The following is a 23,955-nucleotide window of genomic DNA, read 5'->3' as shown; positions in this document are numbered from 1 at the left end:
AGATTTATTTTAAGGATTTATAATGACACAACGTAATTGGTTAATAGATTCGGCTGAGGTATTTGCCGCTGGGCCAGTAGTGCCGGTTTTAGTAATTGACCGAGTAGAAGATGCGGTTCCTATTGCCAACGCTTTAGTCGCTGGCGGAATTAAGGTGTTAGAAGTTACCTTAAGAACGCCTGTTGCAATGGATGTTATTAGAGAAATAGCCACACATTGCCCTGAAGCCATTATAGGTGCTGGCACAGTGACTAATGCTGAACAATTAAAGCAAGTAACTGAAGCAGGTGCTAAATTTGCGATTAGTCCTGGTTTAACACCCGACTTACTTGATGCTGGCAACAATGGTTCAATTGCATTGATACCAGGAGTATCGTCAATATCGGAACTAATGGTGGGATTAGATAAAGGTTATAGCCACTTTAAGTTTTTCCCTGCAGAAGCATCAGGTGGTGTTCAATCGTTAAAATCTATTGGTGGGCCTTTCCCAGATGTTAAGTTCTGTCCTACGGGTGGAATCAATCCTTCAAACTACCAGGACTATTTAGCTTTAGACAATGTTCTTTGTTGCGGTGGTTCTTGGTTATGCCCAGATTCAGTTGTTAAAGAGCAGAATTGGGACGAAATTACTCGCTTGGCGAAAACTGCAGTACTAGGGCAGTAATCACTATAGCATTAAGTAGAAGGTAACATTTGCCTTCTACTTATACCTTTCTTGTACATCTTTAAGTTTTAGTTTCGATCGATGACCTGAGTCAGGGTGTGAGATTCTCGGGGTTTTAACTTAACTTTTTTGTATTCGCCATTTCGACGCAGATCATTTCGATGAAACCATCGTCATCAAAGTCGTTCATCTTTTTTGCTCCCTCTTTCCATGGATTCCAAATGACAACAGAGTCATGTCCAGAGCCGACTATTTTTAAGTTGTTTTTAGATGTTTTGTTATTCATAACCGTAATCACATCATTATGACTGTTGTATATTTTATCTGTCCATGTGTGATTTTAGTTCGTTGTCTTGCACCAAAGTTTGAGCATTTAGCTGATCTAAATATTGACGGTTAGACAAGCCAGTAATGGTGCTTTGTCTTATATCTTCTACCTTAAAATAACTGTGTATTGCCTGAGTAAAAGTAACGGTAGAGTCTGAAGTATTTTCGGTATGTAGATGAATTTTTAAAGATTTACCTAGATCAAGCTCTAAAAATAGCGATAACCCTTTATGCTATTTGGGAACTGTTCGTTTTTAAATGATCTTAAACTATCAGTGTTAAAGTTGGGCTGCATAGTGATCCGGACACCAGAGTCGTCTCTTCAATGGAAACTATGTTCCATTTTACTAAGCGCGCATAACCATGTTGCGGTTGTTCTTGTGATAAAGCTGGACCAAACCAAGGCCAGCAAATTGGAATGCCACCTCTGATAGGCTTGCTGCCATCTAGTACAGCTTGTTTAGACAGCCACAACCAGTCATTACCAGTTTGATCTTGATAGGATAATAACTGCCCACCAAACTCACTTAGCGTAGCCTTAAAAAGAGGGTGGCTAATCTTGTAGAGTTTTTGATTATCAACAAGTTGGGTGGATACATACGTCGTTCTCATGAAAATCCATAATATAAGTTTAAGTGGGTTGATCGTCCTAACAATTTGAAAATGACAAACATAAAAAAAGCGATGAAATCATCGCTCTTTAATTATAGTAAACAAAAATTATTTTATAAGTTTATTTCGCATTCATGAAGTGAACGGCGGTATCTAACATTCTGTTTGAAAACCCCCACTCATTATCATACCAACTCATCACCTTAATAAGGCGGCCGGTTACGCGAGTTTCAGTAGCATCAAAATTGGAAGAATACGGGATATGGTTAAAGTCGATAGATACTAAAGGTTCCTCATTAACGCTTAATACTTCTGCTAGTGATCCACCGTTTGCTACAGCATCTTTGATAGCTTTATTTATTTCTTCGACACTTGTGTCACGTTTAGCTATAAAAGTAAGGTCAACTAACGATACGTTGATAGTTGGAACACGCACAGCCAGACCATCTACCTTGCCAGCTAATTCAGGCACTACCAAGCCAACCGCAGCGGCTGCACCCGTTTTAGTTGGGATCATAGACATTGCAGCAGCACGAGCTCTGCGTAAGTCTGTGTGGTAAACGTCGCTTAAACGTTGGTCATTTGTATAGGCATGAATGGTATTCATTAAACCGGACTCTATACCAACAGTATCGTTTAATACTTTAGCCATAGGTGCTAAACAGTTAGTTGTGCAAGACGCGTTTGAAATAACCGTCATATCAGATGTTAATACATCTTCATTCACACCATATACAACGGTTGCATCTACATTTTTACCAGGCGCTGAAATAATTACTTTTTTAGCGCCAGCGTCAACGTGCGCATTTGCTTGTTCTTTAGATGCAAATAAACCAGTACACTCAAACACAACATCTACATTAAGTGCTTTCCAAGGTAGCTCAGCTGGGTTACGAATACTTGTTACTGCTATCTCATCACCATTAACGGTAATGCTTGTATCGGTATTTTCGACTTTTGCACCAAAACGGCCGTGTGCCGTATCGTATTTAAAAGGTGGGCATTAATACTGGCATCACCCAAATCATTAATGGCAACAATTTTCAAATCATATGCTTTTTCTGATTCATACAAAGCTCTAAGAATATTACGGCCGATGCGACCAAAACCATTAATTGCTACACGAATTGTCATAATTTTACCTGATTGGAATGAATTGTAATTTCAGAAGTGTAATAAAATTACATAAAAACGTGCCAAATGTAAAGCTCTCAAAGCTAGTATTTATAGGCTTCTGGCATTAAAATGCGGGTTTGCAAACGTATGTAGTAGTCAAAGAGAGTTAAACGACATTATAGTAAGCGCCCGTAATTCTGATTACTTATCGAATCATAGCCCTTTTTTCCAAGCAAGGAATTATCATGAACCAATCTCTAATCGAACAACTGGCAGAAGCCCGTGGTATCGAATCCAAGTATATTGATGCTTGGGGAAATCAAGCGACAATAGAGCCTTCGTCAAAAGCAAAGATCCTTGCGGCTATGGGATATTCAGTTGAAGACGAAGCTAAAATGCTGAACCAAATTGAAGAAGAATCAAAGCAGCAATGGTTAACAGTACTAGAGCCAGCAACGGTTATTAGAACAAATACTCCGTCTACTTTCTTTTTAAAGTTACCAATTGACTTTGTTAACGATGAACTAACGCTAAATGTTTACCAGAAAAATAAACAAGTTAAGCAAATAAGTATTACACCAGTAGATCACCAACTAGTGGCAACGGTTGAACTTGAAGAGTTTGAAATTCAGCAATACGCGATTGAAATTAACTTCGAATTACCAATGGGTTACTACGAACTTGCATTATTAGAAGGTGGTAATGATGAGCCTTTAGGAAGCGGGCGCTTAATTGTTGCTCCTCAAAAGTGCTTTAAACAACCTGAAATTGAACAAGGTAAAAAACTATGGGGCCCAAGCGTTCAGCTTTATTGTGTAAAAAGTAAGAACAACTGGGGCATAGGCGATTTCTCTGATTTAGCATATTTAATAGAGAAAGTTGCAGAGCGCGGTGCTGACTTTGTTGGCTTAAACCCAATCCATGCGTTATATCCAAATAACGGCAATGCATGTAGTCCGTATAGTCCTTCGTCGCGTCGCTGGTTGAACGTAATTTACATTGATGTTCAAAAGGTAATTGGCTTTACTGAAGATAAGGCAACGCAAGCCATCGTTCAGAATTCGAAGTTTGTTGAACAACTTGCAAAAGCAAGAGCGTCAGAACAGGTTGATTACGACTCAGTGATGGACTTAAAAGTTCGTGCATTAAAGCCTCTTTATGATTACTTCTTAAAACATCATATCGAGTCTAATACCAGCGAAGCAAAAGCATTTGAAGCATTTAAGAATGAAGGCGGCGAAAGTTTAGCTCAACTAGCTACGTTTGATGCAATTCAAGATAGTTTTAAATCCGAAGGTCGTTATATCGGCGACAACTGGGGATGGCCAGTGTGGCCAGACGAATACAAAGATTATGACTCAAGTGCTGTAAATGCGTTTGCTAAACAACACGCAAAATTAGTCGATTTTTATGCTTATATTCAGTTTGTTGCGTTAAAGCAACTTGAACAAGCAAATGCTGTTAGTGCCGAAAAAGGCATGGCCATGGGTACATACCGTGACCTTGCGGTTGGTGTAAGTGAAGGCAGTACAGAAATTTGGGCTAACAAAGACTTATACTGTACCGATGCCTCTGTTGGTGCTCCACCCGACGTACTAGGCCCTTTAGGTCAAAGCTGGGGCCTTCCTCCTATGGACCCAGTAAAATTATACGAGCAGGGTTACCAACCAATTATAGATTTATTCCGCTCTAATATGCACGCTTGTGGTGCTTTGCGTATTGACCACGTAATGGCTTTATTGAGATTGTGGTGGGTACCAAAAGGCGAATCAGCAAAAGCGGGTACCTACGTTTATTATCCGGTTGACGATTTATTAGCTATTTTAGCGCTTGAAAGCCACTTGAATGAGTGTTCAATCATAGGCGAAGACTTAGGTACTGTTCCTGATGATATTGGCGGTAAATTACAAGCTAATGGTATTCATTCATATAAAGTATTTTTCTTTGAGCAAGCAGAAGACGGTGGCTTTTATTCACCAGAGCATTATGTAGAACAATCTATGGCGACATTGACGACTCATGATATGCCAACACTTATTGGGTACTGGCATTGTAAAGATCTTGAGTTAGGGCAGGAAATTGGTTTGTATACTGGTGATGAGTTAATGAAGTCACTTTATGCAGATAGAGTAAAAGCGAAACAATCGATTTTAGATAGTTTACATGGTCATAATAGTATCCCAAGCGATATTGGCAGGGATGCAAACTACGTAGGCATGACTCAAGAACTTAACTACGGTATGCAAATACATATGGCTAAAGGATCCTCTGCGTTGTTAAGCCTACAGCTAGAAGACTGGTTGCAGATGGATATGCCAGTGAATATTCCCGGAACAAGTGAAGAGTATCCAAATTGGCGCCGTAAACTAAGCGTTGATCTAGAAGATATTTTTGATAAACCAGAAGTTAACCAGTTAACACAGGCATTAACAAAAGCCAGACAATAAGTCCAAATTAAACAGCACCTTGAGGTGCTGTTTTTTGTTGCTGAGCTTAATGTAATCCAATCGCAGGACAATAACCTTGACTACTACACCTACTAATTTTGCTTCTATCGTAAATCGCTTAAACTCGGCAAATGTGACATTTCCATTTGAACATTTGGGGCTTTTTAAAAAGATCTACAACCTGGTTACGTTATTAGAGCGTGGTTTCCAGGAGCAAGTGCTGTTCAGCTAGTAGAAGCAAAGCGAAATCGTGTATTAGCATCCTTTGAAATGGAGAGTGACCTAGGTTTTTTCATATGTGACCTGCCAAAAAGAAAAAAAGCTTTTCAATACCGGTTAAAAGTAACTATTAATGGCGTTGAGTCACTAGTGTTAGACCCATACCAATTTAAAGAAGAAGCGTTTCACGCCGTTCATTTTGTTGATCAACAAGCTTCAAATGTATACAAACAATTAGGTGCTCAAGTACTAACGTTAACTAATGGCATTAAAGCAACTCGGTTTGCTGTTTATGCGCCGAATGCCTCAAGTTGCAGTTTGATTGGTGATTTTAATAATTGGGATGGACGCAGCCTACCAATGGAAAAAACCGCCTGCGGTCACTTTGTATTGTTGGTTCCTGACGCTAGTGTTGGTAGTCGATATAAATATGAAATTAAAGATAGCTTAGGTCAATTGCTACCGCACAAAGCGGATCCGGTTGGTTTCTACCACGAGCAATATCCGTCATTCGCCAGTATTGTTTATGATAATAACCACTTTGATTGGACAGATAACGAGTGGGTTACAAAAGATAAGTCAGATCATTACCAGTCAGCTATGTCTATTTATGAAGTTCACTTAGCCTCTTGGCGAACAAAACTTGATGAGCAAGGCACTGAAACACCATTAAATTACGACGAGTTAATTCGCGACTTAATTCCCTATGTTAAAGAGTTAGGGTATACGCATGTTGAAGTGCTACCTATATCTGAACATCCATTTACGGGTTCCTGGGGTTATCAACCAACAGGAATGTTTGCAGCAACTTCTCGCTTTGGCGATCCTGATGGTTTTAAATCGTTTGTTAATGAATGCCACGAGGCTGGTATTGGTGTGATAGTTGATTGGGTTCCCGCTCACTTCCCTGAGGACGCACATGGTTTAGCTCAGTTTGATGGTACACATTTATACGACTACAGTGATCCTAAAAAAGGTTGGCACCCAGACTGGAACTCTTGCATTTATGACTATGGGCGAGACTCCGTTCGTCAGTTTTTAGTGGCGAGCGCCTTGTACTGGTGTGAACATTTCCACATTGACGGTTTAAGAGTAGACGCAGTAGCGTCGATGTTATACCTCGATTACTCACGTAACGAAGGGGAATGGATCCCTAATGTTGACGGCGGAAATCATAATTATGAGGCTATTAGTTTATTAAAATGGGTGAATGAGGAAGTTAAAACTCACTTCCCTAATACCTTGACCATTGCAGAAGAATCCACTTCGTTTGCTAAGGTTTCGCACCCAGTACACGAGGGCGGGTTAGGGTTTGATTATAAGTGGAATATGGGCTGGATGCATGACAGTTTAGTTTATATTAACAAAGACCCTATGTATCGCCGTTACCACCATAAAGACATTACGTTTTCCATGGTATACAACAATACCGAATACTTTGTGCTGCCAATTTCTCACGACGAGGTTGTACACGGTAAAGGCTCAATGATCAGAAAAATGCCCGGTGACGAATGGCAGCAAGCTGGCAATTTAAGAGTTTTTAATGGCTTTATGTTTGCACATCCCGGCAAAAAGCTGAACTTTATGGGTAATGAATTTGGTCAGTTTGAAGAGTGGAATCACAATACACAATTAACGTGGGGCGCTCTAAATTACGCTAAAAACAACGGTTTAAAAACGTTAACAAAAGATCTCAATCGACTTTATAAAACGTACCCAGCGTTACATGAGCTAGACTATCAAGAACAAGGCTTTGAGTGGTTAGATAGCCACGATGAAGAACGAAGTATTGTTTCGTTTGCAAGACGCGACAGTCAAGGTAACGAAGTTATCGTTATTTGTAATTTTACGCCTATACCACGCGACGATTATAAAGTGGGTGTAAATCATGCCGGTGAATATGAACTGTTATTAAATACCGATAGTGAGTTTTACTGGGGCAGTAATTACAACGCTGGCTTTAAGTTTGAGGCAGATAAACAGACTTGGCAGAATCAACCTTGTAGCTTAGTTTTAAATTTGCCGCCATTAAGTGCGCTGTATCTAATTAATAAAACGGCGACATTAAAATGACCATTATTAAAGCCGAAATATGTGGTGCGGGTTCTCCAAATCCATTGGGTGTTACGTCAAATAATGAAAATTATAACGTAGCCGTATATGCACCGGATGCGAGCAAGGTTTTTATTCACTTTTTTACACCAGATACTGAAGAGTTTATTTGTAAAATTGAATTGAAAAACCGTACAGGTAAAGTCTTTCACAGCCTCATTAGTCATGTTTCTGAAAATTATGTTTATGCGCTTCAGGCCATTCAGAAAGATAAAAGAAAAGGGCACTGCGTTGACGAACGACTCTTCATTGATCCCTATGCTAAGTCTCTCAATAAGTCCTTGGTTTGGAATGAAACACAATACCACCAACAAAGCGCATTTATGCTACCTAAAGCAAAACTATGCAAACAAGAGTTTGACTGGCAAGGCGTAACAAAACCTAATATAGCAAGACATGAAAGCGTTATTTACGAGCTACATGTTAAAGGCTTTAGCGAACAAAATTCTAATGTAACGGAAGCGGTTCGTGGCAAATACCTTGGACTTGCAGATACTCCAAGCATTGAACACTTGAAAGGGCTAGGAATAACCGCTGTTCAAATCTTACCAATATTTAGCTTTATGTCTGAACCGAGATTAGAGCAAATAGGTCTTACAAATTATTGGGGTTATAACCCCATCAACTTTTTTGCACCAGACCAACGTTATGCCAATAACGATGCGGTAACCGAAGTGAAAACCATGGTTAGAGAGCTTCACCGTAATGGCATAGAAGTCATATTAGATGTGGTTTATAACCACACTGCGGAGTCAGGAGCGCAAGGGCCATCACTAAGCTTTAAAGGTTTAGTGGAAGGAGAGTTTTACTTGCGGACAGATGATGACTACAGCTTTGATTATGCGAATTACTCTGGTTGTGGAAACACCGTAAATGCGGATAGCAATTTTGGTATAAAAATCATCATGGACTCAATGCGATACTGGTTAACAGAAATGCAAGTTGATGGTTTTAGGTTTGACTTAGCGGCAACGTTGGGACGCAATGGTGATCGCTTTAATCGCAAAGCTGCATTATTTAGAGCTATGTCTCAAGACCCTATTATTAGCCAAGCCAAGCTTATTGCGGAGCCTTGGGATATAGGTCCAGAAGGTTACCAGTTGGGTAACTTTCCTTCAGAATGGCTTGAGTGTAATGACAGATTTAGAGATACCGTTCGTCGCTTTTGGCGAGGAGAGTTAGGACTAGTACCCGAACTCGCCAGTCGGATTTTAGGCTCCAGGGATATTTTTAAAAAAGGGCGTAGGAGCCACACCTCAAGCGTTAACTATGTTGCCTACCATGATGGTTATACTCTAAACGATCTTGTTAGTTATGAACAAAAGCATAATGAGGCGAACCTCGAAAATAACCGAGACGGACACGGCAGTAATTTCTCAAAGAATTACGGAGTAGAGGGCGAAACAACAAAACCCGAGGTGTTAGCGTTAAGGGCAAAACAAATAAGGAATATGCTTTCTACGGTGCTTTTCTCTCAAGGTGTTCCGCATTTGTTAGCGGGTGATGAAATAGGGCGAACACAAAAAGGAAACAACAATGCTTATTGTCAAGATAATGAGATTAGCTGGCTCAATTGGAATCTAGATAAGTCCAATACTGAACTTCTAGAGTTTACTAAACTGGTTATTAGTATTCGAAAGTCTTATCCACTGCTACAAAGGTGCTTTTTGGAAGATGATGACTATGAATATAGTGATTTTCACCACCATGTAAATTGGATAAAGCCCAGTGGCGAAAGCAAACAAATAGACGATTGGCAAAATAATGAGAATCAATGTTTAGGTTTAGTAGTGGCTGATGACGATAATGGCTATCAACTGGTTTTAATTTTGAATGCGTCAGAGCAATCGGTTACGTACAAAATAGTAGATAATCAACCGTTATCCGCCGTTCGAATATTAGATACGAGCTTGATTAGCCAACAACTTGGCACTCAGACTGACTGTCAATTTGATAGAAATCTAGACCACGAACAAGCGCCACAATCCTTGAGTTTATGGAAGCTTTTACCGTTACAACAATAAGTTATTACAAAAGAATGTCAGTTTGTTGTCATTTAATTATACCGGCTTATATAAAGTTAAGCGCTAGTTCTGTATAATCCGGCAAATTTTGAAAATAACGCTCACTCTAAAGAGAAGTTTATATGACAGATAAATCATCGTTATGTGATATTGGGTTTATTGGATTAGGTGTAATGGGCAAAAATTTAGCCTTAAACCTAGCCGATAATGGTTATAAGATTGCCGCTTTTGACTTAGATACGGAAAAAGTAGAGGCCGCCATTAAACAAGATGAGCTGGAGCGCAAAGACCAGCCACAACGAATCTTCCCTTGTACTTCTTACACCGAACTTCTCTCAAAACTTTCCTCTCCTCATTTAGTTATAATTTCTGTTCCTGCTGGTGGTCCTGTTGATGACGTATGTCATAAGTTAATTGACGCTGGCATTCAGGCCGATGACATTATTGTTGATACAGGTAATAGCCTTTGGACAGACACTGTAGAGCGTGAAAAGCGTTATGAAGGTAAGTTCCTATTCTTTACCACCGCTGTCTCTGGTGGCGAAGTTGGCGCTAGGTTTGGTGCTTCTTTGATGCCAAGTGGTGATCGTTATGCTTGGACACGAATTGCGCCAATGTTCAAAGCTATTGCTGCCAAGGTAGATCCTGAAACAGGTAAGCCAATTGAACGTCATGAGCCAGGCAATCCTGTGTTAGAAGGTGAACCTTGTGCCACGTACATTGGTGAAGCGGGCTCTGGCCATTATGTAAAAATGGTTCATAACGGTATTGAATATGCCGACATGCAGTTAATTTGTGAAGCGTACAACATCATGCGAACTGGTTTATCCATGACACCAGTTGAAATTGCGAAGGTATTTAGAGACTGGAATGAAGGCGAATTAAATAGTTACCTTATTGAAATTAGCGCTGAAGTTTTAGAGCAAGTAGATACCGAAACAAACCAGCCTCTTGTCGATATTATTCTTGATAAAGCGGGTCAAAAAGGCACAGGCCTTTGGACAGCAGTGAGCAGTCTACAAGTTGGCGCGCCATCACCAACTATCACCTCTGCAGTCTATGCTCGTGCACTATCGACATTAAAAGATGATAGGGTTGCGGCATCTAAAATTTTGAAAGGTCCTGATGTTTCAGAGCTTGGTTTATCTAAAGATGAAGTGATTAGTCAATTACATGATGCACTTTACTGCTCTAAAATCTGTGCCTATGCGCAGGGCTTTCAGCTAATGAGTATGGCCGCTAAAGAGCACGGTTGGAATTTAGATTTCGCTGGAATCGCCAAGATATGGCGAGCGGGTTGTATTATCAGAGCTGTGTTCTTACAGTCAATAACAGAAGCTTACGAAAAAGACGAAGAGCTTTCTAATTTATTAATTGACCCATTTTTTGCGGATCAAATCGCTAAATTTCAAAGTAACTGGCGTCGCACGGTTGCGAACTCATCGATGATGGGAATACCTATTGGCGCGTTTTCATCTGCGTTAGCTTATTACGACTCTTACAGAAGTGCCGTTTTACCAGCAAATTTACTGCAGGGCCAAAGAGATTATTTTGGTGCACATACATTTGCAAGAGTTGATAAGGCTAGCGGTAAGATGTATCACGTCGAGTGGTCGTCAAAAGAGCGCAACATAACAAAGATAAAATAGAAGCTGAAACTAACAAAACTTGATATCTAGCGTTTTTCTTAACTATTGAATGTATCAAAAAGCCGCAATCATTGCGGTTTTTTTGTCAGTTTTTTTTACAACGTACAGTTTTTTGTAAGCGAAGATCATGAGCCTGACCTGTACTAACTTGATTTTATTTAAGTTTTAATGTTTGCATGGTTTTTGCTTAAAAGTACAGTGGTCTCAAAATAAAAATAAATAGGTATTACTTATGATAAAAAAAATTACAAAAAAAGTATCGTTAATAAGTATCGCAATATTGTCAATGTCGAATGCGATGGCAACTGACATTCAATTGAGTTACGACCCTACTGAATTTGCTAGTGCACAAGGGCAACAAGCTTTGCAAGGCTTTCAAGAAGCAGCAAACTTTTGGTCTGAATTATTTAGCGATAATGTGACCGTTAACTTAGGTATAGGCTTTGACGCTTTAGACGCAGGAATTATTGGTTCAACAGGCTCTTCATCAGATATTTATTATTATCAAGATGTTGCAAATGCAATGTTTCAAGATAGTTCATCTGTGTTCGATAATGCCGCGGTAAGTAGCTTACCGTGTGAAGACCAAGGTAATGGCCTTTGTAACTTTAGCTTTTTAGATCAAGAAAACCCGTCTTCTCCAGTAAGCCCGGAGCTAGATAATGATGGTTCTGGCGATAACGTGGCAATAGAATTGAATCAAGCAAATGCTAAGGCGTTAGGTTTAGGAGAGGGGTTAATCGGTTGGCAAGCTCTAGACGGTGAAGTTACTTTTAGTAGCAACTTCGACTTTGATTTTGATCGAACAGATGGCATCAACGCTAACCAAATGGACTTCGTTGGTGTTGCTATTCATGAGATTGGACATGCGTTGGGCTTTGTAAGTGGCGTTGATACATATGACTTTGTGTATAATTCTGGTTTGATAGATCCTGAAATTGATTTGGATGGTTATGCTATGGCTAGCGCATTGGATCTGTTCCGTTTTTCTGAAGAAAGTATTCTTTATGGAGTGGGTACTAGAGATTTAGTGCCGGGTTCAGATTCTTATTTCTCACTTGATGGTGGTGTTACCAATTTAGCTCCATTCTCAACCGGTGTATATGGTGGTGATGACCGTCAAGCTAGTCACTTTAAGGATGACTTAGGCATTGGCATAATGGATCCGACGTTTGCATTTGGTGAGTTTGGCGATATCACAGCATTTGATGCAATTGCTTTTGACGTTATTGGTTGGGACTTGAGAATGAATAATGTTTCAGAGCCAGCAACAATCAGTATGTTTGCGTTGCTACTATTAGGCGCGTTGAGACGCAAACAAAACAAACTATAAAATACCTAAAGCTTAGGTATAGAGTAATCTATTAAATCGATGTTCAAGCTTAATAGATAATAAAAAGGGCGATGTTTTCACATGGCCCTTTTTTATTGATTAAACATCAAGGTTTCATTATTTTAAACTTACGACCTGCTTGCCTTTAATCAAACCAGCCATCTGCTGCTTAAGACCGTTTTCTATTTCACTGGGATCAAACTTAACGGGTACTACCGTTGGGGTTTTTAACTTCCCGCTAGCAACACAGTTAAAGAGTTTTTGTCCAATGAACGCCATTTTTAATTGGCCGCACATATCATCAGCCAACCAAGCTCCGTTAAGAGATATGGCAATAATCGTTGGCGCTTTGGTAAACATTCTCGCATTATCTATTGCATCAAAAGGTGCTAAACAGGCGATGGAACCAGCAAAACGCAGCGAGTCTAAGTCTTTAGCAGTAGACTTGCCACCAATGGTATCGACAATTGCATCGACCCCACGTTCACAGGTAATCTCAAGTATCGATTTTTGGGTTTCAGTCTCGTTGTAATCAATGACGTGCTCTGCGCCCAACTGCCTTAACCAAGCGCTGTTCTCGCTTTTAGCCGTTGTGATTACTCGATAGCCAATATTATTTGCTAGCTGAATGGCAAATTGACCAACGGTACTCGCGCCACCCTTTATTAGGATAGTTTGATCTTCATGCAGGTTTAATCGTTCCAAGGTCAGGTAGGCTGTCATGCCAGCGCAGGGAACCGTTGCTGCTACCTCAGGTGTAACGGACTTGGGTACCTCTATCAGCGCGTGACTTGGAACACATACATATTCCGACAGAACACCTTGTTCTTTAAGGTTATGATGCCAAGCCACTCTCGTACCAATGGCTGGTGCTGAGCCTAATGAATTTTCTACAACTATACCAACGGCATCTAAGCCCAAAACGTGCGGGAAGGTCCAAGCGTCTATTCCACACTGTGCTAGTTTGCCATCAATTTGATTTAAACCAACACATTCGATCTTAACCAAGTGATACCCTTCGTTAACCTCAGGAATATCAACAGATACCTCAACTAACTTAAAGTCATTGCATACGTTGTTAACGGCAATTGCTTTCATTGTTTTGTTTTTAGATGTCGTTTTAGTCATATCAGTTACTGCTCTGATTCATTTTTTGCTTTTTTACTCACCAGCATATAAAAAACTGGAGTAAACAACAAACCAAATACAGTAACACCTATCATGCCAGAGAACACTGCAATACCCATAGTCTCACGCATTTCTGCGCCGGCACCGGAAGCAAGAACTAGAGGTATTACACCTGCTGTGAAAGCAATCGACGTCATTAATATAGGACGCAAACGCAATCTACAAGCATCTATGATGGCATCAAAAGTAGTAGCCCCTGCATCGGCTTTCTCTTTTGCAAATTCAACCATTAATATGGCATTTTTGCAGGCGAGGGCGACTAAAACAATGAGTGCTATCTGAGTAAAGATGTTGTTATCGCCAGAGACAAGCCAAACGCCAATTAATGCAGATAAAATGGTCATAGGAACTATCAAAATAATCGCAAGTGGTAGACGAAGGCTTTCGTATTGTGATGCAAGTACCATGAATACCAGCAAAACGACTAATGGGAATACATATACCATCGTATTACCAGCTAAAATTTGCTGATAAGTTACTTCCGTCCACTCATATGCCATACCATCCGGTAAGTTTGCAGCCAGTACTCTTTCAATCGCAGCTTGAGCTTGAGCAGAAGAGTAGCCAGGAGCAGGCGAACCATTTACTTCAGCAGAAGGGTAGCCATTGTAATGCATTACTCGGTCTGGGCCCGTCGTTGGTGTAACGGTTAAGATACTTCCCAGCGGGATCATATTACCTTTTGCATTGCGTACTTTGTACTGCAGAATTTGTTCAGGATCGGCTCTAAACTCAGCGTCAGCTTGTGCATTAACTTGGTACGTTCGTCCAAATAAATTGAAATCATTTACATAAACAGAGCCTAAGTAAATCTGTAGCGCATCAAATACATCACTTAACGGAATGCCTTGCAACAGTGCTTGCTCTCTGTCTATTTCAATATCCATCTGTGGAACTTGAATTCTAAACGTTGAGTAAATTCCCGTTAATGCAGGCTCTTTGTAAGCAGCTTGAATTACTGTTTGAAGGTTATTAAATAGAGCCTCGTAACCTAAGTTTGCTCTGTCTTCTATTTGAAGTTTAAAACCACCAGTGGTACCTAAACCTAATATTGGCGGTGGCGGGAATATAGCGACAAAAGCCTCGTCAATTCCATAGAACGCGCCATTTAGCTGTCCAGCAATTGCCATAGCAGAAAGGTCAGGTGTTGTTCTATTTTCAAAGTGATCTAAAGTAACAAAGACAATGGCACTATTTGAACTATTGGAGAAACCATTAACCGATAGACCTGGAAACGAAACCGTGTGAGCAACACCCGGAGTAGCTAAAGCGATAGTTTCCATTTCTTTAACCACTTCTTCCGTGCGGTCTAGACTTGCGGCATCAGGTAACTGTGCCATTGCCACTAGGTATTGCTTATCTTGAGCTGGAATAAATCCACCTGGAATAGAGGTAAATACTTTTCCAGTTAAACCCAATAAACCAATGTATAAAACAATGACAATTGTTGCATATCGTATTAATTTTTTAACTAACGTTACATAGCCATCAGACGCTTTATCAAACATACGGTTGAAAGGCGCAAATAACCATTTACCAAACGTTTTGTCTAGAACGCGAGTTAACCAGTCTGGTTTTGCGCCATGTGGCTTTAATAATAATGCCGATAGTGCAGGGGACAAGGTTAACGAGTTAAACGCTGAGATTAATGTAGAAATAGTAATTGTTAACGCAAACTGCTTATAAAACTGACCTGTTAAGCCTGTAATAAAAGCAGTTGGAATAAATACCGCACATAAAACCAAAGCAATCGCGATTATAGGGCCGGTAACTTCCGTCATGGCTTTTTTCGTTGCTTCAAATGGGGTTAAGCCGTCACCAATGTTTCGCTCTACATTTTCTACAACAACTATCGCATCATCTACAACAATACCTATGGCTAAAACTAAACCAAATAGCGACAAAGTGTTGATTGAAACGCCTAACCATTGCATGGCTGCAAAAGTACCAACTAATGAAACAGGTACCGCGATAAGCGGAATAATAGACGCGCGCCAAGTTTGTAAGAACAGAATAACGACAATAACAACTAGTAATATTGCTTCAAACAAAGTAGCAATAACGGCGTCAATTGAGCCACGAACGAATACAGTAGGGTCGTAAACAATGTCATATTCAACGCCTTGAGGGAATCGAGTAGACAAGTCTTTCATTACTGAACGTACGCTATCGGATAGATCGATTGCATTAGAGCCTGGACGTTGGAAAATAGGTAATGCAACAGCTGGTTGGCTGTCTAGCATTGCTCGCAATGAGTAAGTGTTTTGGCCTAACTCAATACGACCAACGTCTTTTAAGCGCGTAACAGCACCGTTATCACCCACGCGAATGACAATGTCATTAAACTCTTCAACACTGCCCATGCGTCCTTTTACGTTAAGTAAAATTTGGAACTGTGTATCAGATGACGTCGGTTGAGCACCTAATGTACCAGCTGCGACTTGTCTATTTTGAGATCGCACTGCATTAACAACGTCAGTAGCCGTTAGCTTTTGTTCAGCTAATTGTTCTGGGTTTAACCAAATTCTAAGTGCATATTGGCCGCCACCAAATACACGTACATCGCCTACAGAGTCTAAGCGAGTAATTTGGTCTTTTACAAAAATGTCAGCATAGTTTGATAAATAACTAATGTCGTGAGTACGTTCCGGAGAATATAAGTGAACAACCATAGCCAAGTCTGGCGAAGATTTTTCTGCAATAACACCAAGTCTTTGGACTTCTTCTGGCAATCTAGGTACAGCGCTATTTACTCTGCTTTGAACCTGTTGTTGTGCTTTGTCTAAATCAGTCCCTAAAGCAAAAGTTACTGTTAATGAAAGACGCCCATCACTCGTTGCTTGTGAGAACATATAAAGCATATTCTCAACACCGTTAATTTGTTGTTCTAACGGCGTTGCAACTGTTTCAGCGATTACTTTAGGGTTTGCACCTGGGTAACTCGCATTAACAACCACGGTTGGCGGTACGACTTCTGGGTACTCACTGACTGGCAACTGCATTAACGAAATTGCACCAGCAATAAATATTATAAGAGAAAGCATGACCGCAAAGATTGGCCGGCTTATAAAAAAGTGTGAAAATTTCATATTATTTCGCGCCCATTACACTAGACGTGTTGTTTAAGTGAGATAAGAAGTCACTAACTAAAAGGTTTTTAGGTAATTCGATAGAGACGTCACGAGGAGTGATTGGCATACCAGGACCTACTTTAGCAGGGCCATTTGCTGCAATCTTTTCACCAACTTCTAGGCCTTCTGTGACAATTCTAAAACTACCAATTCGTTTACCTACTTTAATAGGGCGATAAGTTAATTGATTGTCTTTGTTTACCACTAAAATAAACTTGTTTTTTAAGTCTGTACCAATTGCTCGTTCTGGAACAATGATTTGCTGTGAGAAGTCCGAAGGTGCGATGCTTACACGAGCGAATGAACCTGGAAGTAATTTCCCATCTTTATTATCGAACATTGCACGAACTTTAATGGTACCTGTGTTTGGATTAATCGCATTATCTATAAAGTCGACTTTACCAAAAATAGCGTTTGCTGCGCCAGTTAGCTCAAGCCTTACAGGTAGGCCAATTAACGAATCAATAGATGCAAATTTTGTATTCCACGTACGCTCATCAATTTCAAAGTAGGTTTCAATGGTATCTGTTGCAACTATAGTTGTTAATACTGTTTCCGTTGCTCTAACTGTATTACCAGCCGTGTGGAAAGCGAGAGATACTTTACCCGCGATAGGTGCTTTTATATCGCTGAAATCAACGTTTAATTTTGCAATATTAATAGATGAAGCAATTGAATCTACGTCAGCGGTTCTTTGATCAAAAATGGCGCGTCTTGCTTCTAGCTGTTCAACCGATATTGCTTTTGAATCTGATAAAGAAACACCACGGTCATATTCACTTTTGGCTTGGCGTAAAGCAGCTTTACTTCTACTAAGTTGTGCTTCTAAATTTTTAACTTCAGCATCGTATGCTCTTTTGTCCAAAGAAAACAAAACGTCTCCTTTGTTTACATAAGAGCCTTCAGTAAATTTGACGGTTTCTATAATGCCGGTAACTCGAGGGGTCAATTGAACCTGTTCAGGTGCAACGGTGCGAGTTGTGAAAGTATGCCAGTCAGTAAATTCCATAGAAGAAATTGTTGCTACGTCAATGGCTGGTGGCGGTGGCGCTGAATTTGCTTGTGCAGGACCAGCTTCTGAGCAACCAATTACTGTTGTAAGTGCTAGACTAATAATTCCGAGTTTAAACGATGTGTTCATAATATTCTCCTAAGTTATGGCCAATTATAGTCTTGTATTTACATTGTAAAAATGCTCGAATTAGCACTTTATTAATGCCTTTAACGCACCAATGGTGAGAAAATGGACTTAGCTAGCAAATTATTACTTTTATTGGATGTTGCCGAATTGGGCACTTTTGCCAAAGCGTCGGAACATCGACATGTTGATAGGTCTGTGATTTCTAAGCAAATTGCTAAGCTTGAGCAAGAGCTTGGAGTAAGAGTATTGAACCGAACCACTCGGTCATTATCGTTAACAGCGGCAGGAACAGAGATTGTTCAGCAAGCAAAGTTGCTTCGTGAATTGTTAAATGAGACTAAACGAAGGGCACAAAATTATCACTCGGAACCACAAGGTCGCTTAAAAATTACTAGCTCTACACATTTTGGACGACGTTATGTACAAAAAGCGGTTATAGAGTTTCAACGACGTTTTCCGCAAATAGATGTAGAGCTAAGACTAGAAGATCGGCTGGTTGATATTGTAGGTGAAGGATACGATATAGGTTTCCGATTTGGTGAGCCTAAAGACTCCAGTTTGATCGCTAGGAAGTTAGCCCGAAACCGATTAGCAATTGTAGCGTCGGAAAGCTTTTTTAAGCGCTATAAAAAACCTGAAACAATACAAGATTTGAAGACACTACCCTGTGCGATATATTCATCATCCGGTTTTGAAGTGGATAGAGTGAATGTATTAAATGAGCTAGGCTTAGAAGAATCGATAAAACTAAACGCTGCGTATAGAGTCAATGACGTAGAAATGTTGGTACGAACCGCCGAGTCTGGAAACATGTTTGCGGTGGTTGCTGCGCAAATGTTAGAGAATGAGGTGATAAGTGGTGCGCTTATACCCGTTATGACGGACTTAACGCTATTGGACTTTGGTGCGCTGTATGCGGTTTATCCACACCGTGATTCACCAGTTAAAACACGTTTGTTTATAGATACAATCAAAGAGCTAATTGGTAGCAACATCCCAGATTGGGAGTCCTGTATTCCAGGTTTTGACGCAATGTACGGGCATAAAAAAGAAGCAACTGGATTTGAGATTTAACTTAAAGAGAGGTTCATCAAAAATGAGCAAAGTAACGAAAACTGACGCGCAATGGCAAGCGGAGCTAACACCAGAGCAATATCAAGTTACCAGGTTAAAAGGTACAGAACGTCCATTTACGGGGGAACTCATAGAGGAAAATCGTGCCGGGGTATACAGTTGTGTGTGCTGTGACCAGAAACTTTTTTATTCATCTCAAAAGTTCGAGTCTCATTGTGGTTGGCCATCGTTTGATGAGTGTGAAGAGGGCACAATTGCCTATATAAAAGATAATAGTCATGGCATGACACGCACGGAAATTGTTTGTGCTAATTGTGATGGGCATATCGGTCACGTTTTTGATGATGGTCCAACGCAAACTGGTAAGCGTTACTGTGTTAATTCTGTTGCGCTTTCATTTTCACCAAGTTAATTCCACAAGCATTTCAATTTCATTACCTTTTAAGCCGTTTTTCATGTGTTTTTTGCCTTTGAAACGAGTCTTCGTAAATTAAAATTAACAATCCATTTTATAAAAATGAAAGTCTTTTTGTAATATTACATTTAAACTTTCATTTCTTTCATTTACAATGCCGCCAGTTTTGATTGAACAGGATTCAATCGCGTTTTAATTCTATTAAGCTAAAGGTAGACGTAATGACACTAACTCCAGAACAGCAGTACCAACAAAGTTGGTTAGAAAGACAAGACTATGCAGACCGCATGCAACCTATTATTGGTAGCCTTTACCGCAACCACGGTATAGAAATCTGTATCTATGGTCGTCCTTTAGTTTCTGCGTCTACTATCGAAATTATCAAAGCACATAAAACTGTAACTAAATACGAAGGTCAGAAATTGCGCCTTCGTGAGAGTTTTGAGTTCTTAGAAATCATTTCAAAAATGAACCTTAAACCAGCAAAAATAGATTTAGGTAAGCTTGCTTTCCGTAATATTTACAAATCGTCTGGTGAAGGTTTATCAAAAGAAGATTACCTTAAACAAGAACTAGCTAGCATTATTGATGGCGAAGGTATTGAGCCTCAAGATGTTGTTTTATACGGCTTTGGTCGTATTGGTCGTTTATTAGCAAGATTGCTTATTGAGAGAAACGGTCCAAATGCCAACTTGAGACTTCGCGCAATTGTTGTGCGTGGCGGTAAAGATGGTGACTTAGAAAAGCGTGCAAGCTTATTACGTCGCGACTCTGTTCATGGTCCATTTAATGGTAGCATTACCGTTGACAATGAAAGTAACGTAATTAAAGCAAATGGTACTTATATTCAAGTTATCTATGCAAACTCTCCAGATAGCATTGATTACACAGATTACGGTATTAAAGATGCGTTAATCGTCGATAATACAGGCATCTGGAAAGATGAAGATGGTCTTGGTTTACACCTTAAATCTAAAGGCACTTCAAAAGTTCTTCTTACAGCGCCAGCTGGTGGTCAGATTAAAAATATCGTTTATGGTGTTAATGAAAAAGACATTAAACCTGAAGATAATATTGTATGTGCAGCTAGCTGTACAACTAACGCAATAACACCAGTTCTTAAGGCGATGAACGATAAGTTTGGTATCAAGAATGGTCACGTTGAAACGGTTCACTCTTATACAAACGATCAAAACTTAATTGATAACTTCCATAAAGCGGAGCGTCGCGGTCGTTCAGCTGCCTTAAACATGGTATTAACATCTACCGGTGCTGCTAAAGCAGTATCTAAAGCACTGCCTGAATTACACGGTAAGTTAACAGGTAACGCGATTCGTGTACCAACACCAAACGTTTCAATGGCGATTATGAATTTAAACTTAGACAAGAGCACGTCTCGTGAAGAGTTAAATGATTACTTGCTAGATGTTGCACTTCACTCTGACTTAAAAGACCAAGTCGACTTCACAAGTTCAACTGAGATTGTATCTACTGACTTAGTTGGCAGTCGTTACGCGGGTGTTGTTGACTCGCAAGCAACGATCGTAGACGGCGATAGAGCAGTTCTATACGTTTGGTATGATAACGAGTTTGGCTATAGCTGTCAGGTTGTGCGTGTAATGCAAGAAATGGCAGGAATTGAATACCCAACGCTGCCTAAATAAATATCATTTAGAGCGATTCAATTTAGTTATAAAAAGCCGAGCTTAGAGCTCGGCTTTTTTGTATCAAAATTTAGAATATTTACAGTAAGCTATTAAACCGCCCATCGTTGATTAATCCCAAAACTAGACCTAAGCCGCCACCAAAAAGGCCACCAAATAACCCCAAATAACAACCAATGAGACTTAAGTTAATTGTGTAACCAGCTAGGTTGATTATTCTTGGTTGAACAAATTCTGTTGTTACAACAAGAACCGCTTTAGTTGAACGATATAATCCCAACCAGAATAAAACAAAGCCGATAGTAACGATAAGCCAACCTGAAGTATAAATATAACCTACCGCCATTACTGAGGCCGCACCTATCATCCAAAAGGTTGTTTGCTTACGAAGCTGCCTTAGAGCGTTTTTAGCATTTGTGTTATGGACGTTTTTAATGACCATGGCCATTGATAGGTGGTTCGCGGTCAAAGCTAGCAATAGCGGTAATAAAACACCGATTATACTCATAAGAACTGGAGATTTTACTCCTAACTTCAAACCGGTAGCACTCGCGCCAGATAAGCCACCCATGGCCGTTGGAGCGACAACGGCTAACACAATAGCCACTAAACTAGCAGGTGTAGAGCTATAAATAACGTTGCCATAAGTGTTTAATATCTCAGGTTTGAGTTGCTCTCTTGCCCGTTGTAGTTTTTTTCGAACTAAAGCGGGGCTTATATCTAACAATTGAGCGACAGCGTTGCTGTTTTGTTGTTCTCTGTAATATAGGAGGACTATTTCACGAGTTTCCGCCTCAAGTTGATCTAACAAATGACTTATCAGTTCAGATTGCTGCTGTTTGATCAAACTAACATCTGCTGGCACGTCATTATTTGATAGCGTGGCTAAAAGGCTGTCGTAATCAGCGCAAGGGGAGGTTACACCGGCACTTTGTGTTTTTATATAATTTAATGCTGTGTACCTGGTAATCTGTCGTATCCAAGGTAAAAAGCTCTGACCATTTTTAAGCTGATTAATGTCCTTCCATGCTTTGATATAAGTTTGCTGAGCGACATCTTCGCTTGCGTCTAAGTCTTTCGTTATTGATAAAGCAATACTGGTAATGGCATTTTGTGAAGCATCGATCAGCCGTTCAAACGCCTTTATTTCGCCTTGCTGGGCTAATGTTACGTTTTCGCTTATATCTAAGTGAGATATTGTTGTAGACATTATTCAGCCCCTAATGTGTTTAGTAACTGGTCTGTAAGCCATTCACCGTCGTCGAACATAATAAAGTGCTTAGCGTTTGTATTCATAATAAGCGAAGCGTCCTTTTTATCACTTAATTGCTCTTTGTATAAGTTTCTAATAAATGTATGTTCCGGTTCGCTGTTAAAGCCACCAGATGCCCCTATTAATAATAACGATGCTGATATTTTATGCAATTGCTTGCGTAGGTCGGTTGTCATTACATCGTAAATTGCGTCACCAAGCACGATACTATTTGATTGTTTTGCCATCTCTAATATCTGCTGTTTAGCCGCACTGTCGTTAGTTTGAAACTGCATCCCTTGCTGCGTCATAAACGTTATTTGTTCAGGCGTCGCATTTTTATACATTGTTCGCATTTGATTTGCCTGATAAGAAATATCAGAAACGGTTGTTGCATTTGAACGAGTATAAACTGGGCCTATAAAAGGTAGGCCATCAATGGCAATGATGTGCTTAAAATTAGTAGGTTGTTGAATTGCTACATTCATCGCAATCAAACCTCCCATACTATGGCCAATAACACTAACCGCATTTAACTGGTTATTATCAATGTAAGTTAATATCTGTTCTGTAACTTCATTTAGATATTTTCCGTTATAGTTGCAAGTGACTGTTCCAGCAAAACCACTCAGTGATAATGAGTGCACTTGGTATTCTTTTTTTAGTGCTTTTTCTTGTTCCAGCCATACTCTATTGTCGTTGGAAAAACCGGGAATTAAAATAACGGGCTTTCCAGTGCCTTTTACTGAGGCTTTAAAACATTTATTTGAGCTAACCAAAGCTCGTGAGTCATTGTTGTTGATGTATGAGCTGTTGTTTCCTTCGGTTCCTGTGATCTTTGTATTGTGGGAGGCACTTGTATTAATAGCTGTATTAGCATTTACGGCCGCACTAAAAACTAAACTTGTAAGTAATGATTTTATTAACATGATGTTGTCCTTTATTATCCATTCATATACCAAGGCAACGCCAATCAAAAAAGTGTGACAAGTTTTGTAATTTAAATTTATTCCTACGGGTCTTTTATTCCGTAGTTAAAAACACAAATAATAGATGGGGATTTATGTTAAAAAATATTGCGGGTCAGGCACTGGCTTTTTTCTTATTGTTTCAGCTGATTAGTTGGATAAGAGAGATCCCTTTGTTAGACACAGACAGCCAAGTGCCTGCTTTTCAACTCTCAACTATTAACGGCGACTCTATTAATGTCGATGCTTTAGAAGGTAAACCAACCATTCTATTTTTTTGGGCGCCTTGGTGTTCAGTTTGCAAAGTCAGCATGCCAAATCTTCAGAGCTTTTATGAAGACAATCATGACAAAGTCAACGTGGTGAGCATCGCTTTAAGTTATGGGAGTAAAGATGAAGTTGAACAAATTATTGCCGATAAAGCACTTACGTTTACTACGGCACTTGGTAATGATACAACTGCAAAAGACTTCAGAATCCAAGGTTTTCCCACTTATTATGTATTAGATGGTGAGGGCAAAGTACATGCGAAATCTATGGGTTATTCCTCTGAACTCGGTATGGCTGTAAGAACGCTTACTTTATGAGCATAGATCATTGATCCAAACTATAAATAGTG

At 39.8% G+C, this 23,955-nt stretch carries 16 protein-coding genes and 2 pseudogenes; 10 read left to right on the top strand and 8 right to left on the bottom strand.

The window, feature by feature from the left end:
- Positions 1-22 precede the first annotated feature (22 nt).
- Positions 23-664: a bifunctional 4-hydroxy-2-oxoglutarate aldolase/2-dehydro-3-deoxy-phosphogluconate aldolase gene (locus tag GNP35_RS00435; protein ID WP_155693515.1), complete on the top strand. Its 642-nt coding sequence runs from the start codon at positions 23-25 to the stop codon at positions 662-664.
- A 115-nt stretch (positions 665-779) separates the two neighbouring features.
- On the opposite strand, the gene GNP35_RS00430 is transcribed toward GNP35_RS00435, so the two are convergent.
- The 3 genes and pseudogenes from GNP35_RS00430 to gap all read right to left on the bottom strand — a co-directional run bounded on the left by GNP35_RS00430 (position 780) and on the right by gap (position 2,737).
- A complete protein-coding gene (locus GNP35_RS00430) occupies positions 780-950 on the bottom strand; it encodes a hypothetical protein (protein WP_155693514.1) in 171 nt (56 codons plus the stop codon).
- A gap of 305 nt (positions 951-1,255) precedes the next feature.
- Entirely contained in the window at positions 1,256-1,603 is a 348-nt protein-coding gene (locus GNP35_RS15950; RefSeq protein ID WP_155693513.1) for an aldose epimerase family protein, read from the bottom strand.
- Between the two features lie 121 nt (positions 1,604-1,724).
- A pseudogene (gene gap / locus GNP35_RS00415) lies at positions 1,725-2,737 on the bottom strand (type I glyceraldehyde-3-phosphate dehydrogenase).
- Between the two features lie 227 nt (positions 2,738-2,964).
- On the opposite strand from gap, the gene malQ reads away from it, so the two are divergent.
- The 5 genes and pseudogenes from malQ to GNP35_RS00390 all read left to right on the top strand — a co-directional run bounded on the left by malQ (position 2,965) and on the right by GNP35_RS00390 (position 12,503).
- Positions 2,965-5,166 carry a 4-alpha-glucanotransferase gene (gene malQ, locus GNP35_RS00410; protein ID WP_155693512.1) on the top strand — a complete coding sequence of 734 codons (2,202 nt, stop codon included), beginning with the start codon at positions 2,965-2,967 and terminating at the stop codon, positions 5,164-5,166.
- Between the two features lie 106 nt (positions 5,167-5,272).
- Positions 5,273-7,458: pseudogene (glgB, locus tag GNP35_RS00405) on the top strand (1,4-alpha-glucan branching protein GlgB).
- Entirely contained in the window at positions 7,455-9,521 is a 2,067-nt protein-coding gene (glgX, locus tag GNP35_RS00400; protein ID WP_155693511.1) for a glycogen debranching protein GlgX, read from the top strand. Before glgB ends, glgX begins: the two are co-directional and overlap by 4 nt.
- Positions 9,522-9,643: 122 nt before the next feature.
- The gene (gndA, locus tag GNP35_RS00395; RefSeq protein WP_155693510.1) at positions 9,644-11,170 is read left to right on the top strand and encodes an NADP-dependent phosphogluconate dehydrogenase; all 1,527 of its coding nucleotides are present in this window, start codon (positions 9,644-9,646) and stop codon (positions 11,168-11,170) included.
- Between the two features lie 232 nt (positions 11,171-11,402).
- The gene (locus GNP35_RS00390) at positions 11,403-12,503 is read left to right on the top strand and encodes an NF038122 family metalloprotease (protein ID WP_155693509.1); all 1,101 of its coding nucleotides are present in this window, start codon (positions 11,403-11,405) and stop codon (positions 12,501-12,503) included.
- Positions 12,504-12,620: 117 nt separating this feature from the next.
- Here the strand turns inward: GNP35_RS00390 and GNP35_RS00385 are convergent, their stop codons facing one another.
- From GNP35_RS00385 to GNP35_RS00375, 3 genes are read right to left on the bottom strand one after another with little or no spacing between them, the layout of a single operon-like run.
- The gene (locus tag GNP35_RS00385) at positions 12,621-13,631 is read right to left on the bottom strand and encodes a zinc-binding dehydrogenase (protein ID WP_155693507.1); all 1,011 of its coding nucleotides are present in this window, start codon (positions 13,629-13,631) and stop codon (positions 12,621-12,623) included.
- Positions 13,632-13,636: 5 nt separating this feature from the next.
- On the bottom strand, positions 13,637-16,780 hold the full coding sequence (locus tag GNP35_RS00380) for an efflux RND transporter permease subunit (protein ID WP_155693505.1): 3,144 nt from the start codon (positions 16,778-16,780) through the stop codon (positions 13,637-13,639).
- Between the two features lies 1 nt (position 16,781).
- Positions 16,782-17,963: an efflux RND transporter periplasmic adaptor subunit gene (locus GNP35_RS00375; RefSeq protein WP_155693503.1), complete on the bottom strand. Its 1,182-nt coding sequence runs from the start codon at positions 17,961-17,963 to the stop codon at positions 16,782-16,784.
- A gap of 102 nt (positions 17,964-18,065) precedes the next feature.
- Between GNP35_RS00375 and GNP35_RS00370 the strand changes: the two genes are divergently transcribed.
- From GNP35_RS00370 to GNP35_RS00360, 3 genes are all read left to right on the top strand, one after another.
- On the top strand, positions 18,066-19,037 hold the full coding sequence (locus tag GNP35_RS00370; RefSeq protein ID WP_155693501.1) for a LysR family transcriptional regulator: 972 nt from the start codon (positions 18,066-18,068) through the stop codon (positions 19,035-19,037).
- A 22-nt stretch (positions 19,038-19,059) separates the two neighbouring features.
- Positions 19,060-19,449, top strand: coding sequence for a peptide-methionine (R)-S-oxide reductase MsrB (gene msrB, locus GNP35_RS00365; RefSeq protein WP_155693499.1), 390 nt, complete (start codon positions 19,060-19,062; stop codon positions 19,447-19,449).
- A gap of 224 nt (positions 19,450-19,673) precedes the next feature.
- Complete coding sequence (locus tag GNP35_RS00360; protein ID WP_155693497.1) at positions 19,674-21,116, top strand: glyceraldehyde-3-phosphate dehydrogenase; 1,443 nt, start codon at positions 19,674-19,676, stop codon at positions 21,114-21,116.
- A 79-nt stretch (positions 21,117-21,195) separates the two neighbouring features.
- On the opposite strand, the gene GNP35_RS00355 is transcribed toward GNP35_RS00360, so the two are convergent.
- Together GNP35_RS00355 and GNP35_RS00350 are read right to left on the bottom strand one after the other, a co-directional pair.
- Positions 21,196-22,326: an RNA polymerase sigma factor gene (locus GNP35_RS00355; RefSeq protein ID WP_155693495.1), complete on the bottom strand. Its 1,131-nt coding sequence runs from the start codon at positions 22,324-22,326 to the stop codon at positions 21,196-21,198.
- Complete coding sequence (locus GNP35_RS00350) at positions 22,326-23,297, bottom strand: alpha/beta fold hydrolase (RefSeq protein ID WP_155693493.1); 972 nt, start codon at positions 23,295-23,297, stop codon at positions 22,326-22,328. Before GNP35_RS00350 ends, GNP35_RS00355 begins: the two co-directional genes overlap by 1 nt.
- A gap of 134 nt (positions 23,298-23,431) precedes the next feature.
- On the opposite strand from GNP35_RS00350, the gene GNP35_RS00345 reads away from it, so the two are divergent.
- Complete coding sequence (locus GNP35_RS00345) at positions 23,432-23,923, top strand: TlpA family protein disulfide reductase (protein ID WP_155693491.1); 492 nt, start codon at positions 23,432-23,434, stop codon at positions 23,921-23,923.
- Positions 23,924-23,955 lie beyond the last annotated feature (32 nt).

Origin of the sequence: Psychrosphaera haliotis, assembly GCF_009728465.1 — a bacterium.
Classification (GTDB): Bacteria; Pseudomonadota; Gammaproteobacteria; order Enterobacterales; family Alteromonadaceae; genus Psychrosphaera; species Psychrosphaera haliotis.
The sequence above is the reverse complement of the archived record's forward strand: the minus strand, read 5'-3'. Positions and strand labels throughout refer to the sequence as shown.

What these genes read in the sequence shown, in the direction of transcription:
- GNP35_RS00350 (WP_155693493.1), bottom strand. Translation starts at nt 23,297, where the DNA reads ATGTTAATAAAATCATTACTTACAAGTTTAGTTTTTAGTGCGGCCGTA.
- GNP35_RS00390 (WP_155693509.1), top strand. Translation starts at nt 11,403, where the DNA reads ATGATAAAAAAAATTACAAAAAAAGTATCGTTAATAAGTATCGCAATA.
- GNP35_RS00370 (WP_155693501.1), top strand. Translation starts at nt 18,066, where the DNA reads ATGGACTTAGCTAGCAAATTATTACTTTTATTGGATGTTGCCGAATTG.
- GNP35_RS00385 (WP_155693507.1), bottom strand. Translation starts at nt 13,631, where the DNA reads ATGACTAAAACGACATCTAAAAACAAAACAATGAAAGCAATTGCCGTT.
- GNP35_RS15950 (WP_155693513.1), bottom strand. Translation starts at nt 1,603, where the DNA reads ATGAGAACGACGTATGTATCCACCCAACTTGTTGATAATCAAAAACTC.
- GNP35_RS00360 (WP_155693497.1), top strand. Translation starts at nt 19,674, where the DNA reads ATGACACTAACTCCAGAACAGCAGTACCAACAAAGTTGGTTAGAAAGA.
- GNP35_RS00380 (WP_155693505.1), bottom strand. Translation starts at nt 16,780, where the DNA reads ATGAAATTTTCACACTTTTTTATAAGCCGGCCAATCTTTGCGGTCATG.
- gndA (WP_155693510.1), top strand. Translation starts at nt 9,644, where the DNA reads ATGACAGATAAATCATCGTTATGTGATATTGGGTTTATTGGATTAGGT.
- malQ (WP_155693512.1), top strand. Translation starts at nt 2,965, where the DNA reads ATGAACCAATCTCTAATCGAACAACTGGCAGAAGCCCGTGGTATCGAA.
- GNP35_RS00375 (WP_155693503.1), bottom strand. Translation starts at nt 17,963, where the DNA reads ATGAACACATCGTTTAAACTCGGAATTATTAGTCTAGCACTTACAACA.
- msrB (WP_155693499.1), top strand. Translation starts at nt 19,060, where the DNA reads ATGAGCAAAGTAACGAAAACTGACGCGCAATGGCAAGCGGAGCTAACA.
- GNP35_RS00355 (WP_155693495.1), bottom strand. Translation starts at nt 22,326, where the DNA reads ATGTCTACAACAATATCTCACTTAGATATAAGCGAAAACGTAACATTA.
- GNP35_RS00345 (WP_155693491.1), top strand. Translation starts at nt 23,432, where the DNA reads ATGTTAAAAAATATTGCGGGTCAGGCACTGGCTTTTTTCTTATTGTTT.
- GNP35_RS00430 (WP_155693514.1), bottom strand. Translation starts at nt 950, where the DNA reads ATGAATAACAAAACATCTAAAAACAACTTAAAAATAGTCGGCTCTGGA.
- glgX (WP_155693511.1), top strand. Translation starts at nt 7,455, where the DNA reads ATGACCATTATTAAAGCCGAAATATGTGGTGCGGGTTCTCCAAATCCA.
- GNP35_RS00435 (WP_155693515.1), top strand. Translation starts at nt 23, where the DNA reads ATGACACAACGTAATTGGTTAATAGATTCGGCTGAGGTATTTGCCGCT.